The sequence below is a fragment of the Lacinutrix gracilariae genome, from assembly GCF_042684485.1.
Classification (GTDB): domain Bacteria; phylum Bacteroidota; class Bacteroidia; order Flavobacteriales; family Flavobacteriaceae; genus Oceanihabitans; species Oceanihabitans gracilariae.
Genome location: NZ_JBHULM010000001.1, coordinates 335,208 through 362,068 on the forward strand (window position 1 = coordinate 335,208; position 26,861 = coordinate 362,068).

General features: G+C 29.9%; 31 protein-coding genes. 11 read left to right on the plus strand and 20 right to left on the minus strand.

Going from position 1 to position 26,861, the window contains the following annotated elements:
* Nucleotides 1–20: 20 nt before the first annotated feature.
* The 4 genes from ACFSSB_RS01425 to ACFSSB_RS01440 form a co-directional block, all read right to left on the minus strand.
* A complete protein-coding gene (locus ACFSSB_RS01425) occupies nt 21–1,463 on the minus strand; it encodes an acetyl-CoA carboxylase biotin carboxylase subunit (RefSeq protein ID WP_379900174.1) in 1,443 nt (480 codons plus the stop codon).
* Between the two features lie 90 nt (nt 1,464–1,553).
* Entirely contained in the window at nt 1,554–2,039 is a 486-nt protein-coding gene (locus tag ACFSSB_RS01430; RefSeq protein WP_379900176.1) for an acetyl-CoA carboxylase biotin carboxyl carrier protein subunit, read from the minus strand.
* 174 nt (nt 2,040–2,213) lie between these two features.
* The gene (locus ACFSSB_RS01435) at nt 2,214–2,906 is read right to left on the minus strand and encodes a PrsW family intramembrane metalloprotease (protein ID WP_379900178.1); all 693 of its coding nucleotides are present in this window, start codon (nt 2,904–2,906) and stop codon (nt 2,214–2,216) included.
* A gap of 13 nt (nt 2,907–2,919) precedes the next feature.
* Complete coding sequence (locus ACFSSB_RS01440; protein ID WP_379900180.1) at nt 2,920–4,176, minus strand: flippase; 1,257 nt, start codon at nt 4,174–4,176, stop codon at nt 2,920–2,922.
* An 89-nt stretch (nt 4,177–4,265) separates the two neighbouring features.
* Here ACFSSB_RS01440 and ACFSSB_RS01445 point away from each other — a divergent pair, with 89 nt between their 5' ends.
* The 8 genes from ACFSSB_RS01445 (at nt 4,266) to ACFSSB_RS01480 (ending at nt 10,287) form a co-directional block, all read left to right on the plus strand.
* Nucleotides 4,266–5,243 carry a helix-turn-helix transcriptional regulator gene (locus tag ACFSSB_RS01445; protein ID WP_379900182.1) on the plus strand — a complete coding sequence of 326 codons (978 nt, stop codon included), beginning with the start codon at nt 4,266–4,268 and terminating at the stop codon, nt 5,241–5,243.
* A 197-nt stretch (nt 5,244–5,440) separates the two neighbouring features.
* Complete coding sequence (locus ACFSSB_RS01450; RefSeq protein WP_379900184.1) at nt 5,441–5,599, plus strand: hypothetical protein; 159 nt, start codon at nt 5,441–5,443, stop codon at nt 5,597–5,599.
* Nucleotides 5,600–5,614: 15 nt separating this feature from the next.
* Complete coding sequence (locus ACFSSB_RS01455) at nt 5,615–5,824, plus strand: DUF6140 family protein (RefSeq protein WP_379900186.1); 210 nt, start codon at nt 5,615–5,617, stop codon at nt 5,822–5,824.
* Nucleotides 5,825–5,969: 145 nt separating this feature from the next.
* Nucleotides 5,970–6,470, plus strand: a complete 501-nt coding sequence (locus tag ACFSSB_RS01460) for a hypothetical protein (RefSeq protein ID WP_379900188.1) — start codon at nt 5,970–5,972, stop codon at nt 6,468–6,470.
* Between the two features lie 410 nt (nt 6,471–6,880).
* On the plus strand, nt 6,881–8,617 hold the full coding sequence (locus ACFSSB_RS01465; RefSeq protein ID WP_379900190.1) for a hypothetical protein: 1,737 nt from the start codon (nt 6,881–6,883) through the stop codon (nt 8,615–8,617).
* A 1-nt stretch (nt 8,618) separates the two neighbouring features.
* Nucleotides 8,619–9,143, plus strand: coding sequence for a hypothetical protein (locus tag ACFSSB_RS01470; RefSeq protein ID WP_379900192.1), 525 nt, complete (start codon nt 8,619–8,621; stop codon nt 9,141–9,143).
* A 4-nt stretch (nt 9,144–9,147) separates the two neighbouring features.
* Nucleotides 9,148–9,648 carry a hypothetical protein gene (locus ACFSSB_RS01475; protein WP_379900194.1) on the plus strand — a complete coding sequence of 167 codons (501 nt, stop codon included), beginning with the start codon at nt 9,148–9,150 and terminating at the stop codon, nt 9,646–9,648.
* A gap of 207 nt (nt 9,649–9,855) precedes the next feature.
* Nucleotides 9,856–10,287: a hypothetical protein gene (locus ACFSSB_RS01480; RefSeq protein ID WP_379900196.1), complete on the plus strand. Its 432-nt coding sequence runs from the start codon at nt 9,856–9,858 to the stop codon at nt 10,285–10,287.
* 409 nt (nt 10,288–10,696) lie between these two features.
* Here the strand turns inward: ACFSSB_RS01480 and ACFSSB_RS01485 are convergent, their stop codons facing one another.
* The 3 genes from ACFSSB_RS01485 to ACFSSB_RS01495 all read right to left on the minus strand — a co-directional run bounded on the left by ACFSSB_RS01485 (nt 10,697) and on the right by ACFSSB_RS01495 (nt 13,611).
* Nucleotides 10,697–11,248 carry an NUDIX hydrolase gene (locus ACFSSB_RS01485; RefSeq protein WP_379900198.1) on the minus strand — a complete coding sequence of 184 codons (552 nt, stop codon included), beginning with the start codon at nt 11,246–11,248 and terminating at the stop codon, nt 10,697–10,699.
* 10 nt (nt 11,249–11,258) lie between these two features.
* Nucleotides 11,259–12,401, minus strand: a complete 1,143-nt coding sequence (locus ACFSSB_RS01490; RefSeq protein ID WP_379900200.1) for an aminotransferase class V-fold PLP-dependent enzyme — start codon at nt 12,399–12,401, stop codon at nt 11,259–11,261.
* Nucleotides 12,402–12,522: 121 nt separating this feature from the next.
* A complete protein-coding gene (locus ACFSSB_RS01495; RefSeq protein ID WP_379900202.1) occupies nt 12,523–13,611 on the minus strand; it encodes a M42 family metallopeptidase in 1,089 nt (362 codons plus the stop codon).
* A 230-nt stretch (nt 13,612–13,841) separates the two neighbouring features.
* On the opposite strand from ACFSSB_RS01495, the gene ACFSSB_RS01500 reads away from it, so the two are divergent.
* Together ACFSSB_RS01500 and trhA are read left to right on the plus strand one after the other, a co-directional pair.
* Nucleotides 13,842–14,522 (plus strand): DUF4294 domain-containing protein, encoded by a 681-nt coding sequence (locus ACFSSB_RS01500; RefSeq protein ID WP_379900204.1) that lies wholly within the window; start codon nt 13,842–13,844, stop codon nt 14,520–14,522.
* Nucleotides 14,523–15,149: a PAQR family membrane homeostasis protein TrhA gene (trhA, locus tag ACFSSB_RS01505; protein ID WP_379900206.1), complete on the plus strand. Its 627-nt coding sequence runs from the start codon at nt 14,523–14,525 to the stop codon at nt 15,147–15,149.
* Nucleotides 15,150–15,213: 64 nt separating this feature from the next.
* Here the strand turns inward: trhA and ACFSSB_RS01510 are convergent, their stop codons facing one another.
* The 9 genes from ACFSSB_RS01510 to ACFSSB_RS01550 form a co-directional block, all read right to left on the minus strand.
* Complete coding sequence (locus ACFSSB_RS01510; protein ID WP_379900208.1) at nt 15,214–15,660, minus strand: KTSC domain-containing protein; 447 nt, start codon at nt 15,658–15,660, stop codon at nt 15,214–15,216.
* A gap of 152 nt (nt 15,661–15,812) precedes the next feature.
* The gene (locus ACFSSB_RS01515) at nt 15,813–17,129 is read right to left on the minus strand and encodes an APC family permease (RefSeq protein ID WP_379900210.1); all 1,317 of its coding nucleotides are present in this window, start codon (nt 17,127–17,129) and stop codon (nt 15,813–15,815) included.
* A gap of 255 nt (nt 17,130–17,384) precedes the next feature.
* Complete coding sequence (gene arsB / locus ACFSSB_RS01520) at nt 17,385–18,431, minus strand: ACR3 family arsenite efflux transporter (protein ID WP_379900212.1); 1,047 nt, start codon at nt 18,429–18,431, stop codon at nt 17,385–17,387.
* Between the two features lie 2 nt (nt 18,432–18,433).
* Nucleotides 18,434–19,066, minus strand: coding sequence for an arsenate-mycothiol transferase ArsC (locus ACFSSB_RS01525; RefSeq protein ID WP_379900214.1), 633 nt, complete (start codon nt 19,064–19,066; stop codon nt 18,434–18,436).
* Between the two features lie 23 nt (nt 19,067–19,089).
* Nucleotides 19,090–19,566, minus strand: coding sequence for a DUF6428 family protein (locus tag ACFSSB_RS01530; protein WP_379900216.1), 477 nt, complete (start codon nt 19,564–19,566; stop codon nt 19,090–19,092).
* 126 nt (nt 19,567–19,692) lie between these two features.
* Nucleotides 19,693–20,022, minus strand: a complete 330-nt coding sequence (locus ACFSSB_RS01535) for an ArsR/SmtB family transcription factor (protein WP_379900218.1) — start codon at nt 20,020–20,022, stop codon at nt 19,693–19,695.
* 98 nt (nt 20,023–20,120) lie between these two features.
* Nucleotides 20,121–20,549 carry a DUF4268 domain-containing protein gene (locus ACFSSB_RS01540; protein WP_379900220.1) on the minus strand — a complete coding sequence of 143 codons (429 nt, stop codon included), beginning with the start codon at nt 20,547–20,549 and terminating at the stop codon, nt 20,121–20,123.
* Between the two features lie 63 nt (nt 20,550–20,612).
* On the minus strand, nt 20,613–21,284 hold the full coding sequence (locus ACFSSB_RS01545) for a ZIP family metal transporter (RefSeq protein ID WP_379900222.1): 672 nt from the start codon (nt 21,282–21,284) through the stop codon (nt 20,613–20,615).
* An 80-nt stretch (nt 21,285–21,364) separates the two neighbouring features.
* Nucleotides 21,365–22,096: a class I SAM-dependent methyltransferase gene (locus ACFSSB_RS01550; protein WP_379900224.1), complete on the minus strand. Its 732-nt coding sequence runs from the start codon at nt 22,094–22,096 to the stop codon at nt 21,365–21,367.
* Nucleotides 22,097–22,154: 58 nt separating this feature from the next.
* Here ACFSSB_RS01550 and ACFSSB_RS01555 point away from each other — a divergent pair, with 58 nt between their 5' ends.
* Nucleotides 22,155–23,321 carry a THUMP domain-containing class I SAM-dependent RNA methyltransferase gene (locus ACFSSB_RS01555; protein WP_379900226.1) on the plus strand — a complete coding sequence of 389 codons (1,167 nt, stop codon included), beginning with the start codon at nt 22,155–22,157 and terminating at the stop codon, nt 23,319–23,321.
* A gap of 97 nt (nt 23,322–23,418) precedes the next feature.
* On the opposite strand, the gene ACFSSB_RS01560 is transcribed toward ACFSSB_RS01555, so the two are convergent.
* From ACFSSB_RS01560 to rlmD, 4 genes are all read right to left on the minus strand, one after another.
* The gene (locus ACFSSB_RS01560) at nt 23,419–23,958 is read right to left on the minus strand and encodes a DUF4136 domain-containing protein (RefSeq protein WP_379900228.1); all 540 of its coding nucleotides are present in this window, start codon (nt 23,956–23,958) and stop codon (nt 23,419–23,421) included.
* A gap of 112 nt (nt 23,959–24,070) precedes the next feature.
* Nucleotides 24,071–24,793: a DUF6048 family protein gene (locus tag ACFSSB_RS01565; protein WP_379900230.1), complete on the minus strand. Its 723-nt coding sequence runs from the start codon at nt 24,791–24,793 to the stop codon at nt 24,071–24,073.
* Nucleotides 24,765–25,283, minus strand: a complete 519-nt coding sequence (locus ACFSSB_RS01570) for a DUF6452 family protein (RefSeq protein ID WP_379900232.1) — start codon at nt 25,281–25,283, stop codon at nt 24,765–24,767. Before ACFSSB_RS01570 ends, ACFSSB_RS01565 begins: the two co-directional genes overlap by 29 nt.
* 38 nt (nt 25,284–25,321) lie before the next feature.
* Complete coding sequence (gene rlmD, locus ACFSSB_RS01575) at nt 25,322–26,734, minus strand: 23S rRNA (uracil(1939)-C(5))-methyltransferase RlmD (RefSeq protein WP_379900234.1); 1,413 nt, start codon at nt 26,732–26,734, stop codon at nt 25,322–25,324.
* Nucleotides 26,735–26,861 lie beyond the last annotated feature (127 nt).

The following is a 26,861-nucleotide window of genomic DNA, read 5'->3' on the forward strand; positions in this document are numbered from 1 at the left end:
ACAATGCGGAAAACAACAAACTATTTTAAAGGTACTCGTAATACTTTTTGATCTTCTAAATATTGTTTTACAGCTATAAGTGCTGCTATTTTTGCTTCTTCTTCCTGTTTACTTTTTAAGGTTTCTGGCGAATAATATTTTTTTACAAAATGGGTATCAAAATTTCCAGAACGGAAAGCTTCATGTTCGCAAACAAAGCTTCCGAAAGGTAAAGTAGTTTCAATACCTTCCACTTTATACGCTTTTATGGCTTGTAACATAACTTGAATAGCCTCTTCACGTGAACTTCCGTAAGTAATTAATTTAGAAAGCATTGGATCGTAGTAAATAGGAACATCCATTCCTTCTTCAAAACCATTGTCTACACGAATATTTTTTCCTTCCGGTAATTGGTATACTTCTAAATTACCAACGCTAGGAAGAAAATCATTTAAAGGATCTTCGGCATAAACACGCAATTCTAAAGCGTGACCATGAATTTTTAAATCTTCTTGTTTAATAGGAAGCGTTTCCCCTCTTGCAACACGAATTTGCAGTGCTACTAAATCTGTATTTGTGATTAATTCTGTAACAGGATGCTCTACTTGCAAGCGTGTATTCATTTCTAAAAAATAGAAGTTTTTAGCTTCATCTAGTAAAAACTCTACAGTTCCTGCACCAACATAATCACAAGATTTAGCCACTTTTATAGCTGCTTCTCCCATTTTCTCGCGTAATTCTGGAGTTAAAACGCTAGAAGGAGCTTCTTCTACTACTTTTTGATGACGACGTTGTACGCTACATTCTCTTTCAAACAGATGCACTACGTTACCATGCGTATCTGCCATAATTTGTATTTCAATATGTCTAGGTGAGGCTACATATTTTTCAATAAACACAGAGCCATCGCCAAAAGCATTAACGGCTTCACTAATGGCTCTATCCATTTGTGAGGTGAAATCTGCTTCTTTTTCAACGACACGCATACCTTTTCCACCACCACCAGCAGAAGCTTTAATTAATATTGGAAAGCCAATTTCTTTGGCAATTTTTTTAGCTTCAGGTATGTCTGTAATTGCTTGGTCTGTGCCAGGAACCATTGGTATATTGTATGCTTTAACGGCTTCTTTAGCAGCAAGCTTACTACCCATGATTTTTATGGCTTTTGATTTAGGACCAATAAAAAGGATGTTGTTTTTTTCGCAGGCTTCAGCAAAATCAGAATTTTCAGAAAGAAAGCCATATCCAGGATGAATGGCATCAACCTCTAGGTTTTTAGCTACCTCAATAATTTTGTCTCCTAATAAATAAGATTGGTTAGAAGGAGCTTCTCCTAGTAAAACAGCTTCGTCTGCATATTTTACATGTGGAGCATTTCTATCTGCAGTAGAGTAGACTGCAACGGTTTTAATTCCCATTTTTTTTGCTGTTTGCATCACGCGAATAGCAATTTCTCCTCTGTTTGCAATAAGTAATTTTTTCATACTTTAAATTTTTTATATAACCCTGTTTGTAAGCAGGTGAGTACACAAAGTTTTAGGTGTACATTGGTATATTAAAATGCTTGTTTACGCTTATTCGAACTCGATTAATAATTGGTTTTTTTCAACAGCTTCCCCTTTTGTAGCAGTAATAGATTTTATAATTCCATCTCGAGGTGAGGTTAAAACGTTTTCCATTTTCATGGCTTCTAATATTAAAAGAGCATCATCTTCTTTTACTTCTTGTCCTACTTGTACATTAATATCTAAAATTAATCCAGGCATAGGCGCTTTAATATTGTTTACTTTCTTTCCTACACCAACCTCAAATCCCATTTGTTTTATTAGGCTGTCTAAGTTGTTGTAAATGTTAACGCTGTATGTGTTGTTGTTAACTTTTACTTTATATGTTTTATCTAGAAAGTTAGCTTCTTTTATTTCTGCTTTATAAGAATTGTTGTTCTGTAAAACGTGAAATGAAGAAGAAGATGTTGGTATAGCGTCAAGTGCCAAAGCATCTTTTTCTGTAATGTCAATTTCTGTAGTGTTGTTGACTTTTACTTTATACGATGTATTCATTTTGTTTCATTTAAATGCAAGTAAATATATGTATAATAAAGAAAACCTTAGAGCATATTAATTAGTTTTGTGCTAATTTGTTATAGTTGTTTTATGCTACAACATCACGTCTTGCAATGGTGCTTTTATAAAGGCGGTAAACTTATCGCGTTATATAAAGAACTAGAAGATAAATTATAAGGTAAAAGAGTCTTTAAATTTAGAGTTGTTAGAGTGTTTTTTTATGGCTTTTTTAGAAAGTATTAGTCCTATAAAAAGCGAAATAAATGCACCAACCCAAATACCAGGAATAAAGTCTAAAAACAAGAAGAAGTCATAGGCTCCATGAAAAAGAATGGCAAAGAATAGGCCTAAAAGGTTCAGTTTGGTTCTTTGGTTTGAAAATTTTGCTTTCCCCATGAAATAACCCATTAAAACGGCAAAAGTTGCGTGCGCTGGAACTGCTGTGAAAGCTCTTAATACAGCTGTTTGTAATCCGCCTTGTAATACATACATAATATTTTCTGTAGCAGCAAAACCCATAGAAACCATTACTGCGTATACAATACCATCAAATTGCTCATTAAACTCTTTATGTGGTTGTGCAAAGTAACGTACAATAATGTATTTGCTAAACTCTTCAATTAAGGCCACTACAAAAAAGGCTTTAATAAAAAGTTGTACTACACTAGAGTTACCTTGTATAGAAATAGGAATGGTAAAATCTGAAATAATATATAATATTGTAGAAATTATAATGCTAATGATAGCGCCAAGTAAAAAGTTATAAAAGAGTAAGCGTTTTGGTTCTTTGTTGTATTTATCTTTAATATAAATGTATAGTATAATAAAAAAGACAGGAGCTATTGCAAGGGAGAGTAAATACATATATCAAAAATAATTAAAAAATGGAGACTAGTTGCTTTCTGCTTTGTTTATCTATAAAAATATAGGCAATATTTGTAATAAAATGGCTAGTTAAAACAGCAATTGCAGCACCATTAACGTGTAAAATAGGAATTAACAAATAACATAAAATAACGTTTACTATACAGCCAATAAAAAAGCGATATACGTTTTTTTGTAAGTTACCAGTATTAATTAGGTGTTTTTCATAAATCATTCCTAAAAAAACAAATAGAGGAGCCCAACAGAAAATGATTAACGCTGTTTTAGCTTTTGCAAAAGATGCTGTGAAAAAGGTGTCTAGAACAAGGTTGCCGAAAAAAGTGTAAAATCCAGCAATAGCAATACCTAATGCAAACATGATTTTAAAAAGCTGTTTCATTTTTTTGATATATAGCTTTTTGTTTTGCTGAAATGATTCGGCTAAAGAAGGATATAAAGCATTGATAATAGAGAAACCAATATTCCAACTTAATCCAATGACTAAAAATTGTACGGTTGCAAAAATTCCGTTAGCATAATCGTCATAAAAATATTTTAAAAACAACTCATCAATAGTAATATAAAACATTATTAAACTATTAGAAAGTATTAAAGGAAAAGACATTTTTAATAAGGATTTTGCTAAAGGCCAAGAAAAGATCCATTGTTTAAACAGAAATTGTTTCTTGTGTTTTAAAATGAGACTATAAATACATCCTTGAATTATAAAATCAAGTATAATAAGTTTGGCAAAGTAGTAAACATCTAACTGTTTTTTTACGCCGTAGTATTGTAAGGAAACAATAATAGCCAAGCTTATGATTTTACTAATAAAAATATATTTTGTCCATTTTTTAGCTAGTAAGTAATATTCAAAAATATCGGTTAATTTAAAAAAGTAACTACAAGCAATAATGAGGTACAGACTAGTTAAAGGACTATTTTTAGCAATACTAAAATAAATTAAAATGGCTATAAATAGTACCAACCAACTAATAAGTCTAAGGTAAAAAGCGGTTGCTAGAATTAGCGAACTTTTTTTAGGGTTATACACAATTTCTCTTATGCAAATAGCAGACAATCCTAAAAAAAATAAAGGAGTAAACATACCTAAAACAGATTCTACAAATTTTAACTTCCCTAGGTCTATGGTACCTAAAGTGTTAAATATTTGAGGAACAATAAAAACACCAGTAATAAGCTGTGTAATTTTTTCTAGCGTAAACCATTTGGTAGCAATAAAATCTTTTTTACTAAAAACCGATGTCATGAAGTATTTTTAAAAATCAAATATATAAAAATGGATTACTTTTAGAGGTTTGAAAGAATATTATTACTTTCGTTTTTACAATCTTAAATATGACTCCAGAGTTTCTTAGACGTTATTATGTATTACGTATAATTTCAAATCCTATAGTTTACGGAATTGAGAAAAATGGCTATGTACCACTTTTTGATTTACAAAATGCGCTATATCAATTGCGTCTTAATAATATAGACGACTTGTTGTATGAAAAATTGAATCAATCTTCACGAAAAACGATTAAACGTGATTTAGAAAAAATAAAATCCTATTACCAAGTACATGTGTTGCACAAGCGTAATTATGGATATTATTTAGATGATTTTGAGATAAGTCCAGTATTAAAAGAAGTGTATGAAAAAACAGAACTTTATCTTTTACACCATCATGCACATGCTTGGAAAACGCATGTAACAACAGCGCGTAGTTCTTTAAGTACACGTGTAGATATAGTTCCTTTAATACAAGCAATAGAACATGAAACGCTTGTAGAAATTACATATTACGGATGGTATGATGATCTTGGGTTTAAAACTTTAGAAGGTTTTTTTCAGCCATTACATATTAAGGAAATTAATAAGGCTTGGTATTTAATGGCTTATAATAAGGAATATGGTGTGTATGCTTTTTGTTTAGACGAGAGAATTAAAAGATTGCAGATTACTAAGAAACATGTTAAAGATCCAATAGTTTTTAATCCAGAAACTTATTTTAAAAATTCTATAGGTATTTTAAAATCGAACATAACTCCAGAATGGATTTATATTAAAGTAGCCAATCACCATTTTAAATATTTAAAATCAAACCCTTTACATCATTCTCAAGAAATTGTAACTGAACCTAAAAAACAAGAAACACAGGATTTAGATTATACTAATCCTGATATTTGGGGTGAAATTAAAGTGTTTGTAGAACCAAACTATGAGTTTTTAATGGACATATTAAAATACAATCTTTGGGTAAAAGTGGTTAGTCCGTTACATATTAAAGAATATGTAAAACACCATGTAGAGCTTATGTTAGCTTACTATTAGTGGTTTTTCTTCTATACTAATTTTTCTTTTCTTCTGCCTTTTTACAAGCTTTATAAAACTTTTTGGTTATCTATTTTGTTGATATACAGTTGTTATCTGTTTTTTCTTACAATAAGATTTTAAACGGACAGGTTTTGTCTATTTGAATTTTAGATTTACATCTCAAAATTAAACTTAACCACTTAAGCACCTAAATTATGGCAACCTACAAATGTAAAATCTGTGGCGTTCAAAAAAATGACACGATAACTTCTCAACTAAATACACCTTTAACTTGTAAGGGTTCTAAAGAAGACTCCGAAGTTCATTTTCATAAATGGGAACAAATTTCTGTTGAAGATTTAATTTGTAATTAACAATCAAAAATTATTATGGCAACATTTGAAGTAAAAACCAAACGTTCTATGAACGTGCAAGGAGACTACGTGGATGCAGGACTATCTGTACAGATTAGCAGTATGTTTTCTAACCCTTTTGACGAAGTCGATAAAATACACAAAGCTTTTTTAAGAGTTCACGGAATAGATTTAAAACCAGAAGGCTATTTAAGTTTAGGGTATTTGGAATATAGGATGGTTTAGTAATTTATCAATAGGAATATTACTAAAGAATTTTACCAATAAAGAGTTTGTTTATAGAAGAATTAGCTAAATAACAAGCTAGTGTTATTTATACCAGACCTTTTACCAACATTAATTAAAAACTTATAAATAATAATTTAAATAAATGAAAAACAGAAATTTACTCTTAACAGCAATTGTATTGGCTTCATTAACCTCTTGTGGTAGTTACGTTAGAATTGGTGATTTAACAGGTATAAGTAACCGAAACATAGATAATAGTGAACAATATGTTTTACTAGAAAGAGATATAGAATCGGTAGCTAAATCTGAAAAAGATGCTTTAGAGCAAGCAGTTGACAATATGACTAAAGAACATGAAGGGGAGTTTTTAAGAAATGCTAAAATTTACGTAAAAAGTAATGGAAAAAAAGTAAAGGTTGTTGGCGATGTATGGGGAATTCAAAAAACAAATGTAAATGTTATTACAAATGCAAATGCCAAAATAGAATTACAAGTTGGAGATAAAGTTGTTTTTAATAGAAAAGGCGACATTATTGATGGTAGAATAATCGGTTTAAATTCAAACTCTGTAATTGTAGAATATGGAAAAAGAAATAAAAGAGTTGAATTAAAATATGATGAAGTTACCAAAACAGAACAATAACACAACAATAAAGATCAACCAATAATTACTATATGTTATAGCTTGTACAAACTGTTTCTAAAAACTCTTTTAGGTTTTTAGTTTGGGGTGTACTTGTAAAGTTGAGTGCTAACTATATAAACAGGCTTTATGAAAAGCCAAAACCTTTGGCGTTGATTTAAAGTTTGAAGGGAATTTAAGTATAGTACGGTTTAAAAATGTATCTGTATGATAAAAGTACTATTAAATACAAATAAAAACTATAACAAAAACTGTAATTAAGTTTATTTCTAATTCTAGATTATTCATGTGAATTTCCTTGGATTTTCAATTCGGTTATAAATCATAAAATTAGTTATTCGTTTGATTTTCAGTGTAAAGAAAAAGGTTGGTGTTAGGAAAAATAAAAGATAGAATATTTTGAAAATACTATGACACATACAGAAATTATAAAAAAAAATGCAGATGGCATAAACACAAAATTAGTTGAAGCTGTTATAAAAAAAGCGCAACAACTAAGTGTAGATTCAGAAATAATAAATAGAAGAATGCTATTAGATTATTTGAATGAAGAACTTCAAATAAATCTAAAGGAAGGACTTTATATAAAACAAATACTTAAAGAAGCTTATTTAAAAACTTCATATTCTTCTAGTATTCAAAAGGCTATTATCAATAATATTCTAGATAATGATGGGAAAAACAGCGTATATAACCCAAATCGAGTAGAACAACGTATAGAAGCATTAGAAATTCAAGATCCAAATTTAGATTTAGATGATTTTAAACTTATTGAACAAGAAATAGAAACGGTAAAAGAGGTAGATGGTAATTTTGAAATTCAAACTATTCAGCAAAATATTGACGTATTAAAACCTAAAAAGGAGGTGTCGATTACAGGGCGTCTTAAAGTTGAAGCATCAAAAAAACATGCATTTGAAATCAAAAAAGAATACAATAAAATTATTCAAGTTCATGAAAAAGTTAAAGATATAAATCTAAATTTGGTCGATGATTTTGATAAAACAAGAAACAAATTAAAACTAATCAGAGAAGATTTATTAAATCTATTGATTGATTTATTTGGGGATCAAATAAAATCTTCAGAACCAGAATTATTTGATGTTTCTCAAATAAACTGGGAAAGTTTTGAAGACAGTTATGCTAAATTAGATACTTATTTTTCTAGTATAAATGATAATGTGGAAATTTTTAAAGAAGCGCATCAACAACATATGTCTGCGGTATCTATGTCCGGAAAAAAGGAGTTTAATAATTTTTTAAACAAAACTTCATCTCTAGCAAATGCAGGAAGATTAGACAAATCAAAATTAAAAGGAGCTGCAGCATCTGCCGCAATAGGGTTTTTAGTTGAAGGAGGTATGGCTGTTATTAAATCAAGAAGTGATGCTAATAAAACAATCGCTCAAATAGAGTTAGACATTGAGAAAATGAAAGACGGGATGAGAGGAGATGTAGAATTAATTTTAAACGATATTTTAAAACTAGGTAGATTTTATACAGAACTAAAAGATAAATTAATTCCGCAATTAAAATTATTTACTCAGAAAGCAGTTAATAAATTGATAGTTGATATTTCACCTTTATATGAACAAATAATTTCGAACCATGAAATAAAAGAATTAAGAGATAGTAATAAGCTTTTAATGACAGAATTTCGAACAATTGAACTTGAATTAATTGATAAAAAAGAGCAAGTTGATTTTAATGATTTAAGACATCAACAACTAACTGAAGTTGTTGATTTTCAAAAGGTAGAATACAACTTTTTATTATCATTAAAACCGGTTAAACCCAATTTGTTCTATAAAATAATATCTCCAAAAAAATCTGTTAATTTATACAACGAGACTTTAATTGATTGGTATACCTACTGTAAACCTTTTATTGATAATTTCGAGAATACTCAAAAAGAAATTGTTAGAGAAGTAGAACTAAAAGCAGAAAATCTTGTTGATATGAATTTATTAATAAAGAGAAAAGAAAATATTCTAGAAGAATTAAATAATAATTCACGAAATATAAGAACTATTTTCGGAGAAAAAGGGAATAAAACTATTTTAAAGGATTTACTTACTCATATCAAAGATTTTACTGTTTCTTCAAAAGGAGTGCTAGAATTAAATATTTCAAAAGAACTTATTTAATATGGAAAACAGACTTATTACCCAAACAGAACTAAATCATTTAAGTTCTACGGTCAACAAAAGCTTTTTAACTGAAAACATTCATAAGATTTATGATGATTTAGTTATTAATCATGCCGAAAATAATGAGTACATAGTTAATGTACTTTTCAGTAAAATGACTAAAGATAATCGTTTTGATAAAATTAGTGATGAAAGTAAAATGTTAATGGTAGATACAGCATTGTCTTGCTTATCCAATGTGCTTAAAACCTTTGACTTAAAGAATAAAACAAGTATTCTTCATAAGAAAAACAAAGAATTAACAGATTTGTTTTTTAAAAATTATGAAGAAAAATTGTTAAGTTTAAAGGAAGAAATAAAGAAAAATCAAGAAGATTTTTTAGAGTTACAACAAAATGCTAATGATATGTCCTTAGGCAAGTTAGCAAATGCAATAAACGAATTTCACAACCCAAATATGGCTACAGATGTGAGTAATCAAGATATTGATGATTTACTAAATGGTGGTACACTAGAATTTTAAAATTATGATTACAGAAGAACTTATAAAAAAATATTTTTTAACCAAAAGCAAAACGATAAAGGCTTATCTAATAGGAAATGAAGATAAATTATTTTTAACAGAAGATCATGATCACATAAAAAATGTATTTAAAAGTAATAAAAAGGAAGGTCGTATGATCTTTTATCGTATTAATTACTTTATAGCTGTGATATTTTTGTTAGGATCATTTTTTATGGTAATGAGCTGGTTATCTCAAATAAATAATATACAAGATATATTGTACATTTTTGTTTTATTAGCACCTTTACTTCTTATATTTTTAAAACCTCTAGTACACTTATTTGCTTTAAAAAACAGGAGGAATAATAAGAATATTTCCATGTACAAAGAGTTATACGGAGAACAAAATTTTAATAAATTAAATATAACTTCAGAAATACAAGATCAAAAGGAAAAAGGAATATCAAAAGGTTTATTTATAGGAGTTATAGTTGCTGTTATAATATTATATTTCATTTTCTAGAGATAGGGAACTAAAAATACTGTGTTTGTGAAAGCAGTAGAAATAAAAATAAAATTAATCAATGTTTCAAATTATAACAAAGAGTTGGAAAATAATTTAAATTAAGATTTTGATGATGATTTTACTTTAGAGATTTATAGCCTTGTTAAGATTTAACTTTATTTTAATTTTAGAAGTTTATTAAGAACTTTCAATAAATATTTTTTAATGCAAAACCCAACCCGCCCATACCATCGCGCAGAAATAGACCAACGCTTTACCAAAGTAAAAGCACAAATGCATCAAGAAGCTTTGGCTAGAGGTGGAGATGGTATAGCGCTTTACACTGATTGCTATACAGGAGAAACCTTACGTGGTGGTGACAGATATGATTATGAGCACATACGTTCTTCTGAAGAAGTATTTATGGCGTATAGAGATCGATTAACCAATGCAGAAATTGCAGAAGTGGTAAACTGTCCAGAAAATGTTTCGGTAACGTTGCGAACCATCAATCAATCGAAAGGTAAAATGAGAATGGAAGATTGGATAGCAAATATTGATAATATCAACAAATACAACATAAACGTTGCTTTAACTAAAAACGTTTTGAGGAAAGCAGATAATGGAATACAAAAAATGGCCAGTACATTTATGTAAAACAAGTAAATGGTTTACACTGTAATAAGCCTTTAATTCGTCTAATTTTATTAGTGTTATTACTTCAATAGACTTGTACCTAAGGTCTTTTCATTTATTTGATTTTTTTTATATTTAATCCTTAAAATATTTGAAACAGACAGGTATTGTCTATTTAAGAATTAGTTTTGTTTTTGTAATTTAATAGATATTCAAAATTGAAATCTTAGTTATTATTGTATTAGATAAATCACGATTTGTAACCAAAAAGTATAACAAATCACGGGGTATCTTTAGTCTATGTAATCAGTTAATTAGGGACTTTGAGGAAGCAATCGTGAGGATTTATAAAACCCCAACCGTAAAGGTGGGGTTTTTATTTTGGTAGTAATTAATACCATTGTATTGGTATTCTTTAACAATAGTAGGCTTATTGTGTTTTTAAACCAATAGCATCTAGAACTTTCATATAATAGGTATAATTGCTTGCTATAAAATGATTGTTATTTTTGCTATTTTCTAGTAGTGTTTTAAATTCTGAAATGGATACTAGTTTAATAGCTTCTACTTCTTCTTTTTGAAAATTTAATGTTTTAATATCTGTTTGCAATGCTGCTATAAAAGTATGATGAAACTCATTATCGATAATACCGTTTGCATAGCTTTGAAAGCATTCAAAAACACCAATTTTATCTAAGTCTTTTTCATAGATTGTAAGCCCTATTTCTTCTTGTACCTCTCTAATTGCTGCTTGTGTAATGGTTTCGCCAGCATCTACATGTCCTGCAACAGAAACATCCCAAAGTAAAGGGCAAATCACTTTAGTAGCTGCTCTTTGGGCTAATAAAACTTCTCCTTTTGTAGTGTAAAACCAAATATGTGCGGTGTTATGGTAATAGCCTTTTGTGTGTATTTCAGATTTAGGTGCAGGTTTACCTGTTGGTTTACCTTCTTTGGTAATAATGTCTATTAATTCGTCCATAATAAAAGAATTACATATGTTTTCTTAAGCAATTAATTAAAGGTTTAAAATCTTCAGCTGTATTAAATAGGTGGCAGGAAACTCTAATATAATCTCCTCTAAATGAAACAAAAATATTATTATCTATCATGTTTTCTTTTAAGTCATCTAGATTTATATGGTCTGGTAATTTAATACCGAAGAGGTGATGTGCTCTTTTGGAGTCTTTTTCTATGTGGCAACCTAATTTTTGCAATGCTAATACAGCTTCTTCAGAAATCGTTTTACAATATTCTTGAATGGCTTTAGGTGTCCATTCTAGAACTTGTTTTAATGCTGCAATTTGCATTTTTACATGTATAAAGTTTCCACTTTCTCCAACTTGATATCTATTTGCTAAAGGTTTGTATTGGTTTTGGTAATTGGTTAAACCAGCAAAATTTTCGCTACCTAATCGGTTAGACCAGTTTTCTTCAATAGGTTTTCCGTTATCAAAATATGCACCATAATAGGCATAAGCACATCCATAAGGACCAAATAACCACTTGTAACCTGCGCAAATTAGAGCATCTGGTTGTATTTCTTTCACCGAAAAAGGTAAAGCACCAATACTTTGGCTACCATCAATAATAAGTAACGCCTTATGTTGTTTTGCTTTTTTACTAATAGCTTTTAAGTGGAATAAGCTTCCGTTAGACCAGTGTATATTTCCCATAGCAACCACAGCTGTTTTATCTGTTATAGCATTTAAAATACTGGTATTCCATGGTTCTCCTTCCTTTTTACTTACCGTTTTAATAGTTGCATTATAGTTGTCTGCTAGATTTTTCCAAGAATAATAATTACTCGGGAACTGTTCCTCTATTATTAAAATTTCATCTCCTTTGTTTAAAACAATATTGTTGGTAACTGTAGCAATTCCGTAGGAAGCAGAAGGAATGGTAGCGATTCTATTATAATCATTAACATCAATTAGTTCTGCAAACAGTTTTTTAAGGGTTACCACAGGTTCAAAATAATCGGAACCCTTTATGGTATAAGGTCTGTTTTTTTGCTTTAATCCTTCTAAACCAGCTTCATAGATTGCTTTAAATGCAGGCGATTGCGAAGCCATATTTAGGTATGTAATATTTTCCGGAAGATCAAAAAGATGTTTTTGGTTTTGTAAAGGCATAATTGCTTTATAATTATTGGTATAAAGCTACTAAAGTTTACTTAGATTAAATAGGAGAGAGGTAAGAATAAAAAAGCCTCTTATTACAGAGGCTTTTAATTAATTATATGTAAAATCTAGATTATTTAAAATAAGAAAATGTTTCGCCATCTTCAATATTTAAAAGCGTTTCATAAATCATTTTAATCACATTTTCTACATCGTCTCTATGTACCATTTCTACAGTGGTATGCATGTAACGTAAAGGTAATGATATTAATGCAGAAGCAACACCACCATTGCTATACGCAAAGGCATCTGTATCTGTTCCTGTAGCTCTTGAAAGAGCAGAACGTTGAAAAGGAATTTCTTTAGCTTCGGCAGTATCTGTAATTAAATCACGTAATTTTTGTTGTACAGCAGGAGCAAAGGCTACTACAGGACCTTTACCAAGTTCAAGATGACCTTCTTTCTTTTTGTCAATCATTGGCGTTGTAGTGTCATGTGTAACATCTGTAACTATAGCAACATTAGGTTTAATGGTTTGTGTAATCATTTCTGCACCACGTAAACCAATTTCTTCTTGTACAGAGTTGGTAATGTATAAACCAAAAGGCAATGTTTTATTGTTTTCTTTTAATAAACGTGCCACTTCAGCAATCATAAATCCACCCATTCTGTTATCTAAGGCACGACAAACAAATTTATCTTTGTTAAGAATATGAAATTCATCAGGATAGGTAATTACACAACCAACATGAACACCAAGAGCTTCTACCTCTTCTTTAGTAGCACAACCACAATCAATAAAAATATTGTCTGGTTTTGGCGCTTCTTCTTTTGCTTTGTTTCTTGTATGTATTGCTGGCCAACCAAATACACCTTTAACAATACCGTTTTTGGTATGTATATTTACAACTTTACTAGGTGCAATTTGGTGGTCACTTCCTCCGTTTCTAATCACGTAAATTAATCCGTCATCACTAATATAGTTTACGTACCATGAAATTTCGTCAGCATGTCCTTCAATTACTACTTTGTATTTTGCTTTTGGGTTAATAACACCAACAGCTGTTCCGTAGGTATCTGTAATAAACTCATCAACATAAGGTTTTAAATAGTCCATCCAGATTTTTTGTCCTTCCCATTCGTAACCAGTTGGAGCTGCATTATTTAAATATTTTTCTAAAAAGTCTATAGACTTTTGATTAAGTATGCTCTTTTTTGCCATGTGTAAAATTTTTCACTAAAATAATAATATTAATACTATTTTAGGGTTTAACAAGACGTAAATTATTAATTTTACTCCATTGCTATGAAATGGATATTTGGTGCTTGTAAAACAGCTTTAAAGTATACTATTTAAGAAAAAAGCGTGGATTTGGTTTAAAATTGATTTTTGGAATGATTTTGGTGTTTTAAATTAAAAATCGAAACAATTTTATTTTTACTTAAAAATACATGAAGTACATTTGTTACTTACTACTACTACTTTTTCCGGTGTTGCTTTTTGGGCAAACCAAAGAAGTAAAACAAGATACTACAGACTATGATTATATTATAGTTGCAGGAGATTCTATTGCAAAATCTGCTATAGATTTAGAAGAAGTTATACTACTAAATAAACTAAAATTTGATAGTAGAGCAGATAGAAGAAGGTATCTAATTTTAAGACGAAAAACCATAAAAGTATATCCTTATGCCAAACTTGCAGCAGAGCGTCTAGAGACAATGCAAGAAAGAATGGATGGTTTAGAACGAAATAGCTTAAAGAAAGTTTATGCCAAACGTGTGCAAAAATATATTGAAGAAGAGTTTTCTGAAGAATTAAAAAAACTAACAAGAACCGAAGGGCAAATACTTGTAAAGTTGATACATAGGCAAACAGGGAAAACAGCTTTTGATTTAATTAAAGAATTGCGAAGTGGTTGGCGAGCCTTTTGGTTTAATACCACAGCAAGTGTTTTTGATATTTCATTAAAACGTGAGTTTAATCCAGAAGAAGAAAAAGAAGATTACCTTATTGAAGATATATTACAACGAAATTTTCAAAATGGTGTATTAGATAAACAGGAACCTGCTATTTATTTTGATTTTTATGCGCTTTCAAATAAATGGTTATCTGCTAAAAACAAACCATAAATGCATATACAAACTCCTTTTGAAGAAAAATTAAATGCCTTGACACATAGTGTTGGTGTTTTGTTTGGTATTGTAGGACTTGTTTTGCTTATTTTAAAAAACAGCTATAAAAGTGATTGGAGTTTTTTTAGCGTTGTAGTTTATGGTATTTCTATTATAATTTTATTTGCGGCATCTACTTTGTATCATTATGTGCAAAACGAAAAACAGAAACATTATTTTAGAATTGTAGATCATATAAGTATTTATATTTTAATTGCAGGAACTTACACACCAATTTTATTAATCTCTTTGCAAAGCAGTTTAGGGTGGCCTTTGTTTTATACAGTTTGGAGTATTGCAGCCTTTGGTGTGCTATTAAAAATATTTTTTACAGGACGCTTTGAAGCTTTTTCGGTATTACTTTATTTAGCAATGGGATGGTTAGTAGTTTTTGACTTTAGCCATTTAAGTGAGGTTATTGGTGATAATGGTATTTTATGCTTATTTGCTGGAGGATTGGCATACACAGGAGGTATTATCTTTTATGCCATTAATAAAATACCATACAATCATGTTATTTGGCATTTGTTTGTATTAGCAGGTGCAATCTTTCACTTTTTTATGGTGTATTTTTATGTGATTTAAAGACATAAAAAAACAAGGTCTATAAAATAGCCTTGTTTTTTAAATTATTTAAAGTTGTTTGCTTTTATGCTACAACGTCCTTTTTCTTGATTTTTCTGTACGGAAAAGAGTTAAAGATACTACGTTTACCAAAACGGTTTTGTTTATCACTTTGCGAAAACTTAATATATAAACCTTTGTTTACACCAAAGTACTCATAGGTGTTACCATCTAAAAAAGTAACCTCTAATAATAATCCTTTATGTTGCCAATCTACAATAGGACTAGAAATTGTAGTAGCATATTCTTCTTTGTTAGCCTCAATAGTTTCAGGAGCCATACTTACTAAAAAGTGGTAGCCATCAATTACTTTTCGGCTCATAAGTTCTGCTTCTACAGCTTTGTCATCACCTGCTTGAAACTTATCAGGATGCCATTCTTTTACTAAACTTCTGTACGTAGTTTTTAAACTTTTTAAAGTCATTTCTTGTTCTACGTTAAATAGCTTCTTGTATTCGTTGATACGTTTCATAAATAAAGGTGTTTTTTTAAACCGAGTGCAAAGGTACTATTTCTTTTTACAATGTGTTGATTTAGTTGAAAAAAGAAGTTTTTGGTTTTAGTATTAATTTAGAAACAGTAACAAACGTTGTTTCTTTTTGTAAGAAGTTTATTAATATTTAATTAAACATGATTTTTTTCTTTTTTTCTTGAAAATCTCCAGGCTCCAAAAGCAAGAAATAAATATAATATTATAATTGCTAACATTTGTTGCCAGTTGTTTGTCAATTCATAATATAAAATTAAAATTCCACCAATACTTAAACCTATTATAGAAAGTAGGGTTACAAAAGTTGAAGAGTTTGTTTTCTTTCTTATTTTAAAATTAGCAATAGCCATTAATAATGAAACTAATAGAAAGGTAACACTACCAAATTCAAGAATTAATTCTAATCCTCCAATAAGAATTAAAACACTTGATATTAGTGCCATAGCAATTATTGCATTTTGCGGACTATTATTTTTTCGGATAGCTAGAATGCTCGGAAAATAACCATCTCTTGCAATAACAGACATTTGACGAGAAGAACCAAAAACGGTTCCGCTAATCGCGCTACTTGTTGCTAAAATAGCACCAGCAATTACTAAGTTGGTTCCTAGTGTACCTAAAACATTTCCTGCTCCAGAGGCAAGTGCAAATTCTTTATTCTTTATAATTTCTTCTGTAGGAATAGCAAATAATGCTCCTATTGAAATTACTACATAAATCAGTACTGCTAATGTAATGGCACTATAAATAGCTCTTGGAATATTCTTTTCAGGATTTGTCATTTCATTAACAGCGTTGATTACAAGCTGAAAACCTTCAAATGCAACAAAGGTTAATGAAGCAACAATTAAGATGGAAAAAAGACCTGAATGCTCTAAATCTAAAGTCATATTCTTTATAAAAGAACCAAAGTCTGTTGTTCCGTGATTTATTAATACAACAGAAATAATGGTTAAAATAATAAGTTTGGTATACACCATTAAATCTTCAATTTTCCCCATTCCGTTAACACTCCAAATGTTTATTGTAGTAAATATTGCAATAACACCTAAAGCAACACTTTTTCTAACCCAAATACTATCTGCAAATGCACTACTACTAATAGCGTAAGATGAAAAAGTATAAGCATATAAAGCCAAGGTACTTATATAACCAAAAATAATAAACCAACCGATGGCTGAAGCCAAAAAATTAGAATCTGGATAGGTTTGTTTAAAAAAAGAATAAGTAGCTCCTTCGTCTTTATAATAAAGGCCTAATTTTACATAGGAATAAGCTGCTAAAGAGGCTATTAAACCTCCAATAATGATAGCAATTGGTGTAAGGTTTCCTATTAAGGAAACAGAAATACCTAGTATGGTAAAGATACCACCACCAACCATGCCTCCTAGAGCAATTGCAATTAATTCTGCTAAACCTAAATTCTTATTTCTTTTTCGGTGTTGTGTCATTTTTCAAAACTTAGGATAAGGTATTTGTAAAAATTATTTACGTACTAAAACACGAAATTAATAAATAAAACACCGAAAAGAATAGCTGTAAGATTTTTTTTATAATGCAGAGCCAACAAATAATTTATATGTTTTTAAGAAGTGATATATAAATAGATTTACACGTTTTTTATAAATGAATATTTCCAAGAAGCAAGAATTGTCTTCCTTTATTTTTTTCATAAGTAGTACTCGTATTTTCGCTAACAATACCAATTAATTAGTGGCATGCACAAAATACTTTTTTCGTAACCAAAAGGAAACTCTAACCAATAAAATTAAAGCAGGAACTTCTACTAATGGCCCAATAACTCCTGCAAATGCTTGTCCGGAATTTAACCCAAAAACAGCAATGGCAACAGCTATAGCTAATTCAAAGTTGTTTCCTGCAGCTGTAAATGCAACAGAAGCTGTTTTATCATAAGTGGCTCCAGTAGCTTTGGTAAAGAAAAAGCCAATAATAAACATAAGGGTAAAATAAACCAATAACGGAATAGCAATAATGACCACATCCATTGGTATTTCTACAATTAACTCTCCTTTTAATGAAAACATTACTACTATAGTAAATAAAAGCGCAATTAGAGTCATAGGCGAAATGGTTGGTATAAACTTTTTAGTGTACCATTCTTCTCCTTTTAAAGGCACTAAAATAACACGACTTAGTATACCTAAAGCAAACGGAATACCTAAATAAATAGCAACACTTTCTGCTATGGTTGCTATCGATATGTCAACAATAGCACCTTCAAAACCAAAATAGGGAGGAAGTACTGTTATAAAAAGCCAAGCATAAAAACTATATGCAAATACTTGAAAAATACTATTTAAGGCTACTAAACCTGCTCCATATTCACTGTTTCCCTCTGCAAGATCATTCCATACTAAAACCATAGCAATGCAGCGTGCAAGACCTATTAAAATAAGCCCTACCATATATTCGGGATAATCTCTTAAAAAGGTAATGGCTAAAAAAAACATTAAAACAGGACCAATAATCCAGTTAAGAATAAGTGATATAGAGAGTATTTTAGTGTTTTTAAATACTTTAGGTAATAAGGAATAGTTCACCTTTGCAAGCGGAGGATACATCATTAAAATTAAACCTATAGCAATAGGTATATTGGTGGTGCCACTACTTAAAGCATTTATAAATTCTGGAAAATTAGGAATGAAATAACCTATAGAAACTCCTATAGCCATTGCTATAAAAATCCATAAGGTTAAATTTTTATCTAGAAAACTTAATTTTTTATTAGCCATTTTTAAGATTGAATTTGGGAGAATATGTAAAACATTTCGGTTGCAATTTGTATGCTTCTTTCGTTATATTTTTCGGCTTGTTGTGGTGTGTTATCAAAAGTTTTAGGATCTTCAAAAGTAATAGGTATACGTTTTTCTGCACCAGCAATAAACGGACAACCACCATCTGCTTGTGAGCAAGTCATGATAGCAGCAAAAGCAGATTTAGGATTAAAATCATGATCTAATTTTTTAGAAAACCCAATAATAGGATGTTCATTTTCTGCATATTTTATAGCGTAAACAGGATTGTTTCCTTCAGAAATGGTTTGTATTTTAAAACCAGAATGCTCTAAAGTATTAGCAACCATAGGAAACAATGCGGTAGCTTCTGTACCACCAGAGTAACAAAACACATTTTTAATATTAAAATAATTAGCCATAGTTTGTGCCCAAACTTGTGATAAATGACTTCTTCTAGAATTATGTGTACAAATAAAATGCAATCTAATTTCTTGCTTGGTATTTACTTTTTCTTGTATAAAATCTGCTAAAGGTTGTAAAACAGCTTGACGTTCTTTAGAAATAGTTTGCAGATTTAAACTAGCAATTACATTTGCTATTTCTTGAAATGTTGAGGATGTTGTGGTTATCATTTTTTTGAAGGTTTGGTTACTATTTAACAACAGTTTCCGTCTGGTGAACAGCAAGGCTCATCATTAGTAGTTGAAAGTTGTGAGAATTGTAATTTTGGTTTTTCAGCAGGAATTCCACAAGCATCTTTTGCTAAGCAATCGGTTTGTTTTGATGTAAGTAGAAAGTTGGTTCCGTCAAAATCTAATCCAAATTTTTCTATAGTTTGTCCTTGGTATTCTACCTCAATTTCTAAATCTTCAATACCAAGTGTTTTTTCTGAAAGCTCAATAATATGTACTAGTTTTTCAGGATGTAATCTGTGATCATAGTCGTTGGCATTCCACAGTTGAAAGTTTACTACTTCTTCTTTTCTTACAGTGCCTCCACAATCAATAAAGTGTTTTGTTATTTTTCCTACCTCAGTAACATGAAAGTGATTTGGTACTAATTCGCCATTTGGTAATTGAAAAGCAATCGTTTCTAATTGTTGTAATTTGTTTTTAATTTCTGAAAGTTTCATATGTCTAATTTTTTATTGTTTTATGTTACATCTATTAGTCGTTTTACTTTGTATCAAGTATTGCTTATAGATGTTTTTTAGCTGTATTTGTTTATTGCAATTATACGATTAATGGATTAAATTTTTTTAGCAACAATCTGTGTTTTGTACATCTTGATCTAAAAAAGAAAGCATTACATTTTTCATTTTGCTCCAGTTTTTAGTATCAATACAATAGCAAACGCTTGTACCTTCTACACTTCCTTTAATTAAACCTAAGTGTTTTAGTTCTTTTAAATGTTGCGAAATGGTAGGTTGTGCCAAACCAATTTGGTTTACTAAATCTCCGCATACACAAGCGTTTATTTTAAATAAGTGTTGTAAAATAGCCACTCTTGCAGGATGCCCAAAAGCTTTTGCAAATAATGCAATTTCATTTTGTTGGTCTGTAAACATTTCGGTTTTTGCTAATCCCATTTTTTGGTTTATTTGTTCATTGCAATATTACGATTAATATTTTAATTACATTTTATTTTTAATAAAAATTTAAGGAAAGTATAAGGTTTGAGTTTGTGTTATCCTTTTATAAAGTCTTTGTATTCTTCAAAAAAGCTTTCAAATTGATGCATATTTTCATTGAAGAAAACCATAACTTCTTGCCATGTATTCTTGTTGTGTATAGATACTTTTTTTTCTAAAGGAATGTAAATACGCGAAATTTCTTTTCCGTTATCTAAAAAGTATTCTTCTTTAAAGATGGCTTCTGGTAGGTACTCGTTGTGTATAATAGATTTTAGGGATTGTAGTTTTTCCCAGTAGGTAATTCGGTTTTCTAAATCGTCTTCAAGATCAAGTGCTACTAAAGCCTTTTTATTATCAAAATGAAACTTAAAGCTTAAGCCTTTTATTTTGGTATTGTATAAGGTCCATTTTCTTGGAAAAGATTTTCCAAAACTGGTCCAGAATAATTGTTTTATTTGTCTTGATTCTTCTTTGCTAAACATAATTAATAGAAAATAGATAGATTACCTGTCTTTAATGTTTTCTTGTACACATTACGCATCTAATTAAACAAAATAGGCAATTGCAATAGCACCTACTATGGTAATTAATTTGGTAATATTAAATTTATGATCTTCATTACTCTCAAATAAAATAGTAGTAGAGATATGTAAAAATATACCAATTACTATTGCAGAAATTTCATAATAATAGGTTTGAATAAAATTAGAGTTTTCTGATAGTAAAACTCCAAAAGGTGTCATTAAAGCAAACAAAATTAAGAAAAATGCAATTTTAGCTTTTGGTAATTTAGATGCAATAAAAAAGGTAGCTAAAATAATTGCAACAGGTAGTTTATGTATTATAATTCCTAAAAGTAAACTACTGTGATTATTTATTGGTAAGCCTTCTAAAATACTATGAATACTCAAACTTATAAATAACAACCAAGGAAAAGCAGTTGCATCTTTATTTAAATGTACATGACCATGTTCGGCTCCTTTAGAAAAGAATTCTAACACAATTTGCATTAAAATACCAATCATTATAAATAAACCTACCGATTTGTTTGTCTGAGCGTAAACTTCTGGTAAAAAGTTAAAAACTGTGATAGATAGTAAAAAAGCACCACTAAATGCTAATAATAATTTTAGGTTTTTATTTTGCGATGGTTTTAAAATTAAAACAATGGCATAACCTAAAAGCACACTTAATATTGGTAATAATATATTTTGCATGTATTAAAGAAATATGTAATTAAACGTCTCTTAGGCAAGCTTAGAGTAGTAGTTTTACTTATTATTAAATATTGATTTAGTTATTTAAAAATCATGATTAGTCTTTCACTTTGTTTGGCATGAAATTTTTGCAATTTATAATTACCAAATATATCTAATAAATATACACCAGCTTTATTAAAAAGAGCTTCAAAATCTGCCAAGGTAAATCCTCTTACACGTTCTTGAAAACTATAATCTTTATTATCTGCAGTAAAGGTAATATCTTTAATAATATAGCCATCTTCAACGCGTCTTTTTTGCGTAAAAGCAATACCATCTACTATTTTTACATCTTCTGCAACTAAATTATCTATAACATATTCACTATTCATAAAATCTATAACAGCAAAACCAGATTGGTTTATTTCTGTTTTTATGGCTTTAATGGTGTTTAGGTTGTCTTCTTCTTTATCAAAGTAACCAAAACTTGTAAATAAATTAAAAACAGCATCAAACTTTGCATTATAAGGCGTACTCATATCATGCACGTTAAAATGTAAGGTGTCGTTTTCAAACTGTTTGGCATGTGCAATGCTATTTTGAGATAAATCTATTCCAGTTACATTATAGCCTAAAGTGTTTAAATATATAGAGTGTCTGCCTTTTCCGCAGGCAAGGTCAAGTATATTTCCACCTTCAGGAATATTTAAATAATTGGTAAGGTTATCCATGAAGTGTTGGGCTTCGGTATAATCTCTATCTTTGTAAAGAATATGGTAAAATGGAGAATCAAACCACGAAGCAAACCATTCTTTTTCGCTTTTTATCATGTATTGTTATATATCAGCACAAAAATAATCTATTTTTGCAATCTATTTGTCGAAAAACATGGAGAATAATTATAAAATGCTTGCCAAAACTTTATTTGGCTTTGAAGATTTATTAGCAAAGGAGTTAACACAACTTGGTGCACAACAGGTTAAAGTAGGAGTACGAAGTGTTTCTTTTGTTGGAGATAAAGGTTTTATGTATAAAGCCAATTTAGGTTTGCGTACTGCAATTAAAATTTTAAAACCTATTAAAACCTTCAGAATTGTTAATGAAGAAGATTTATACAAACAGGTATATAAAATGGATTGGAGTGAATACCTAAAGTCTTCTGGTACGTTAGCTGTTAGCTCTACAGTAAATTCTAAACAGTTTACACATTCACAATACATTTCATTAAAAACAAAAGATGCTATTGTAGATAAATTTAGAGATACTACAGGAGAACGACCAAATGTAGATTTACGTTTTCCAGATTTAAAAATAAACGTACATATAGACAGACAATTGTGTACTATTTCTTTAGATTCTTCTGGAGAGTCTTTACACAAACGTGGTTATAAAACAGCAACCAATATTGCACCAATTAACGAAGTGCTTGCTGCTGGATTAATCATGCTATCTGGTTGGGATGGGCAAACAGACTTTATGGACCCAATGTGTGGTTCTGGTACTATGCTTGTTGAAGCAGCAATGATTGCATGTAATATTCCACCAAATTTAATGCGTAAGGAATTTGGATTTGAAAGATGGAATGATTGGGATGTAGAGCTTTTTGAAAAGATTGAAGAATCTTTACTAAAAAAGACTAGAGATTTTCACCATAGATTATTAGGTTTTGATAAATCGCCAAGTGCAGTTGCTAAAGCAAAAGAAAACTTAAAAAATGCACATTTAGAGGAGTTTGCAACCATTAAACACGAAGATTTCTTTAAAACGCGAAAAGGAGGAGAAGAAAAATTACACATGGTTTTTAATCCGCCTTATGGAGAACGTTTAGATAATTTAGATGTAAAAGATTTTTACGGAAAAATAGGAGATACTTTAAAACAAGGCTATCCAGGAACAGACGCTTGGTTAGTTACTTCTAATTTAGAAGCATTAAAGTTTGTAGGTTTGCGTCCATCAAGAAAAATAAAAGTATTTAATGCCAAGCTTGAAGCACGTTTTGTTAAATACGAAATGTATGCAGGAAGTAAAAAAGGAAAGTATTTAAAAAAGGATTAGCTTAATAAACTATTAAAAGTAGTTTTTTTAACAGCCTGAAATAGTAAAGTTTAGAATTTGATACCAATGAAGCATCAAATTCTAAACTTTTTTTTATCTATTTATTTACTTCTGGAAATTCTAAAAAGAGTTGCTCTACCAATAATTTGGTTTCCTTTTTTAAAGCGTTTTTAGATTTATCTAACTCACAAGGAATACTAGCTTGCCATATTACTTGGTTTTTTTCTAAATCGGAAACATACACAATAAGTGTTTCTTTAGTATATACCACAGTATTTATGGTACAGGTTCTCCAATACGCAAATTCATTATCTAGCTCACAGTTTTTTACAATATTTTCTTCTTCGGTTATAGAAATTTTAAAACCAGCTTGAAGTTGTGGTTTAAATACATTGGTTCTGTAACCTAAAGCAGCCATGTGGTTATCTACTTCGTCACCAATTAATTGACGCACAAAAGTGTTATCTAAATTTGGGTATTTGGTATTGTCTACATGAAAATCTTCTAAGCAAAGCACGTAAGTTTCGTAGTAGTTAAAATCTACTTCTTCATCATATTCTGATATAATATCAACGGTTGCTGCGCAACCAAAAAGTAGCAAAAGAGTTACAAGACTAAAAAGGTTTAAAGATTTCATGAAATGTGTTTATTTCATAAAGATCTTTGATTTATAGAAGATTAACTATGATAATTGTCAGTTTTTTTCTTTTTTTAGTATGGTATGCGTATCGTACGTTTTTTTTAATGGCTTATCCTTTCTTAAATAAAGGAATTAGGTAAGAAATATTATAACTATAGCCTACACCAAAATTACTTCCATCATAGGTTCTGTTATAACCAGGAACATATAAGTTTTCAAAATTATCTGGTTGGTCTTGACTAAAGATACTTTTTAATTGTGCATTAATACCGATAAATAAATTTGGTAATATTTCTGCTTTAATACCAATTATTAATTCTACCCAAAGAGCAGTTAAGCCACTAAATTTTTCGGCATCTGTAGAAGAAAAATGTGGTTCCCAATATTGGTTTTGTTCGTAAACAGAAAAACTATTTCTTGTTTGGCTAAAGGTACTAGCACCAACACGCAAACCACCATAAATCATGTTGTGCATACCAAACCAATTGGTGTATGAGTTATAATCTACTCCAGCTTTAAAATAAGAACCAGAAGCAGTTGCATTAAGGTAGTCATTACCTAAAGTTTTTTCTTCTGTACCAAGTTCTCCTGCAAGATATAAGCGTTTAGATAACCTAAAATCTGCCATGATTTCAAAACCTTTATAGTCATCTTCAAAAGCCGTTCTAATTAATTTGCTTAAATCACCACCAACACGAAGTCCGTACTTTTGTATGTGCTTAATAGAATCTTTTTTTGCTTTTGCAATGCTATCATTTTGTGCATTTACAGAAACACAAAAGAGCATAAAAAAGACAAATATATTAATGGTAAAGGTTAAAGTGGGCTTCATCTTCATTGCTAATAGGTTCGTTATCTGTTGCTGAAAGTATATAATCTATCCATTTATCTCCATCGTCTTCTACGCTAATAGTAACGTTTTCAAAAACGGTTTTATAGCCACAGGCTTTAGATACATATTCTAGTTCTGTTGCATAATTAATAGTAATGGTATCTGCATTTCCTTCTGTAGTACCATCATCATTTAAAACATAGTCTTTATGTAAAACAAACTGCGTACTAGTTTCTGTAGTTTTTAATGGTAAGTAAATACTGTTTGCAGTAACTATATTATAGTCGCTTAATACTTCTTCATTGCCAACACCTTGTATTCTAAGTTTAAATGCGTTTTTTACATTTTCGGTATTGGCACTGTTATAAAATTGTATGAATAACCTAGAAGTTGTAGAGGTGTCATCGGAGCAAATGTCATCTCTTTCGCAACTTAAAAAAGCTACAAAGGCTATAATAACGGTTAGAATTATAAATTTTAGATTTTTCATGTTTACATTCCGCGAAAGCGGTACTATTTCAATACTAATTAACGTTTTTCTAAAAGTACAACATTTTCTACATGAAATGTTTGCGGAAACATATCTACAGGTTGCAGTTTTGTTACTTTATACATATCATTCATTAACGCTAAATCTCTAGCTTGTGTTGCACTATTACAACTTACATAAACTATTTTATTTGGCGCAATATTTAGTATTTGATTAACAACATCTTTATGCATACCATCACGAGGAGGATCTGTAATAATTACATCTGGTTTACCATGTGTTTTAATAAACTCTTCATTAAAAACGTTTTTCATGTCACCAACAAAAAAATCGGTGTTATCAATATTGTTAAGTTTTGCGTTTTCTTTAGCAGCAAGAATAGCGTCTGGAACTGCCTCAACACCTACCACTTTTTTAGCTTGTTTAGCAACAAACTGCGCAATGGTTCCTGTACCTGTATATAAATCATATACCAACTCATTACCAGATAAACCTGCAAAATCACGTGTAATTTTGTACAGTTCAAAAGCTTGTTTTGAATTGGTTTGGTAAAAGGATTTGGCATTAATTTTAAATTTTAAGCCTTCCATTTCTTCAAAAATATGGTCTTCACCTTTATAGCAAATTACTTCTTGGTCATAAATAGTATCATTAGCTTTTTCATTAATGATGTATTGTAAAGAGGTAATTTGTTTAAACTCTTGGCCAAGGAAATCTAGTAATAGCTCACGTTTTTCTTTATGGTCTTTAAAAAACTGAACAACTACCATAATGTCTCCAGTAGAAGAGGTACGAATCATTAATGTTCTTAATAATCCGGTTTGGTTTCTGGTATTAAAAAATTCCATGTCATTATCTAACGCAAACTGTTTTACAGCGTTACGTATAGCGTTAGAAGGATCTGCTTGTAAGTGACATTTATTTATATCTAAAATTTTGTCCCACATTCCAGGAATATGAAAACCTAAAGCATTTCTATCTCCTAAATCTTCTGTAGAATCAATTTCTTCAAAAGTTAACCAACGAGAATCACTAAAAGAGAATTCCATTTTATTTCTGTAAAAATACTGTTCTGCAGAACCTAAAATAGGCGTAATTTCTGGTAATTCAATATGGCCAATTCTGGTTAGGTTATTGGTAACTTCTTTTTGTTTGTAAAACAATTGGTGTTCATACGCCATATCTTGCCATTTACAACCACCACAAGTACCAAAATGCTCGCAAGCAGGTTGTGTACGTTTATCTGATAATTTATGAAAAACGGTTGCTTTACCTTCATAGTACGCTTTTCGTTTTTTAAAGGTTTGCACATCTACCACATCACCAGGAACTGCGTTTGGTAAAAATATAACTTTTCCATCTGGAGCTTTAGCAATGGTTTTACCTTTTGCACCAGCATCTATAACTTCCACATTAGTGAAAACTTGTTTTCTGTTTTTTCTTCTTGACATAGTTGCAAAAGTAAGGAAAGGATTTTCTTTTTTCGAGTATTGATTTATGATTTTTTAAATAAAAATGAGAATAGAAATATTTTAATTCAACACGAATATTTAGTATTTTGCAAGTCTTTAGGGATGA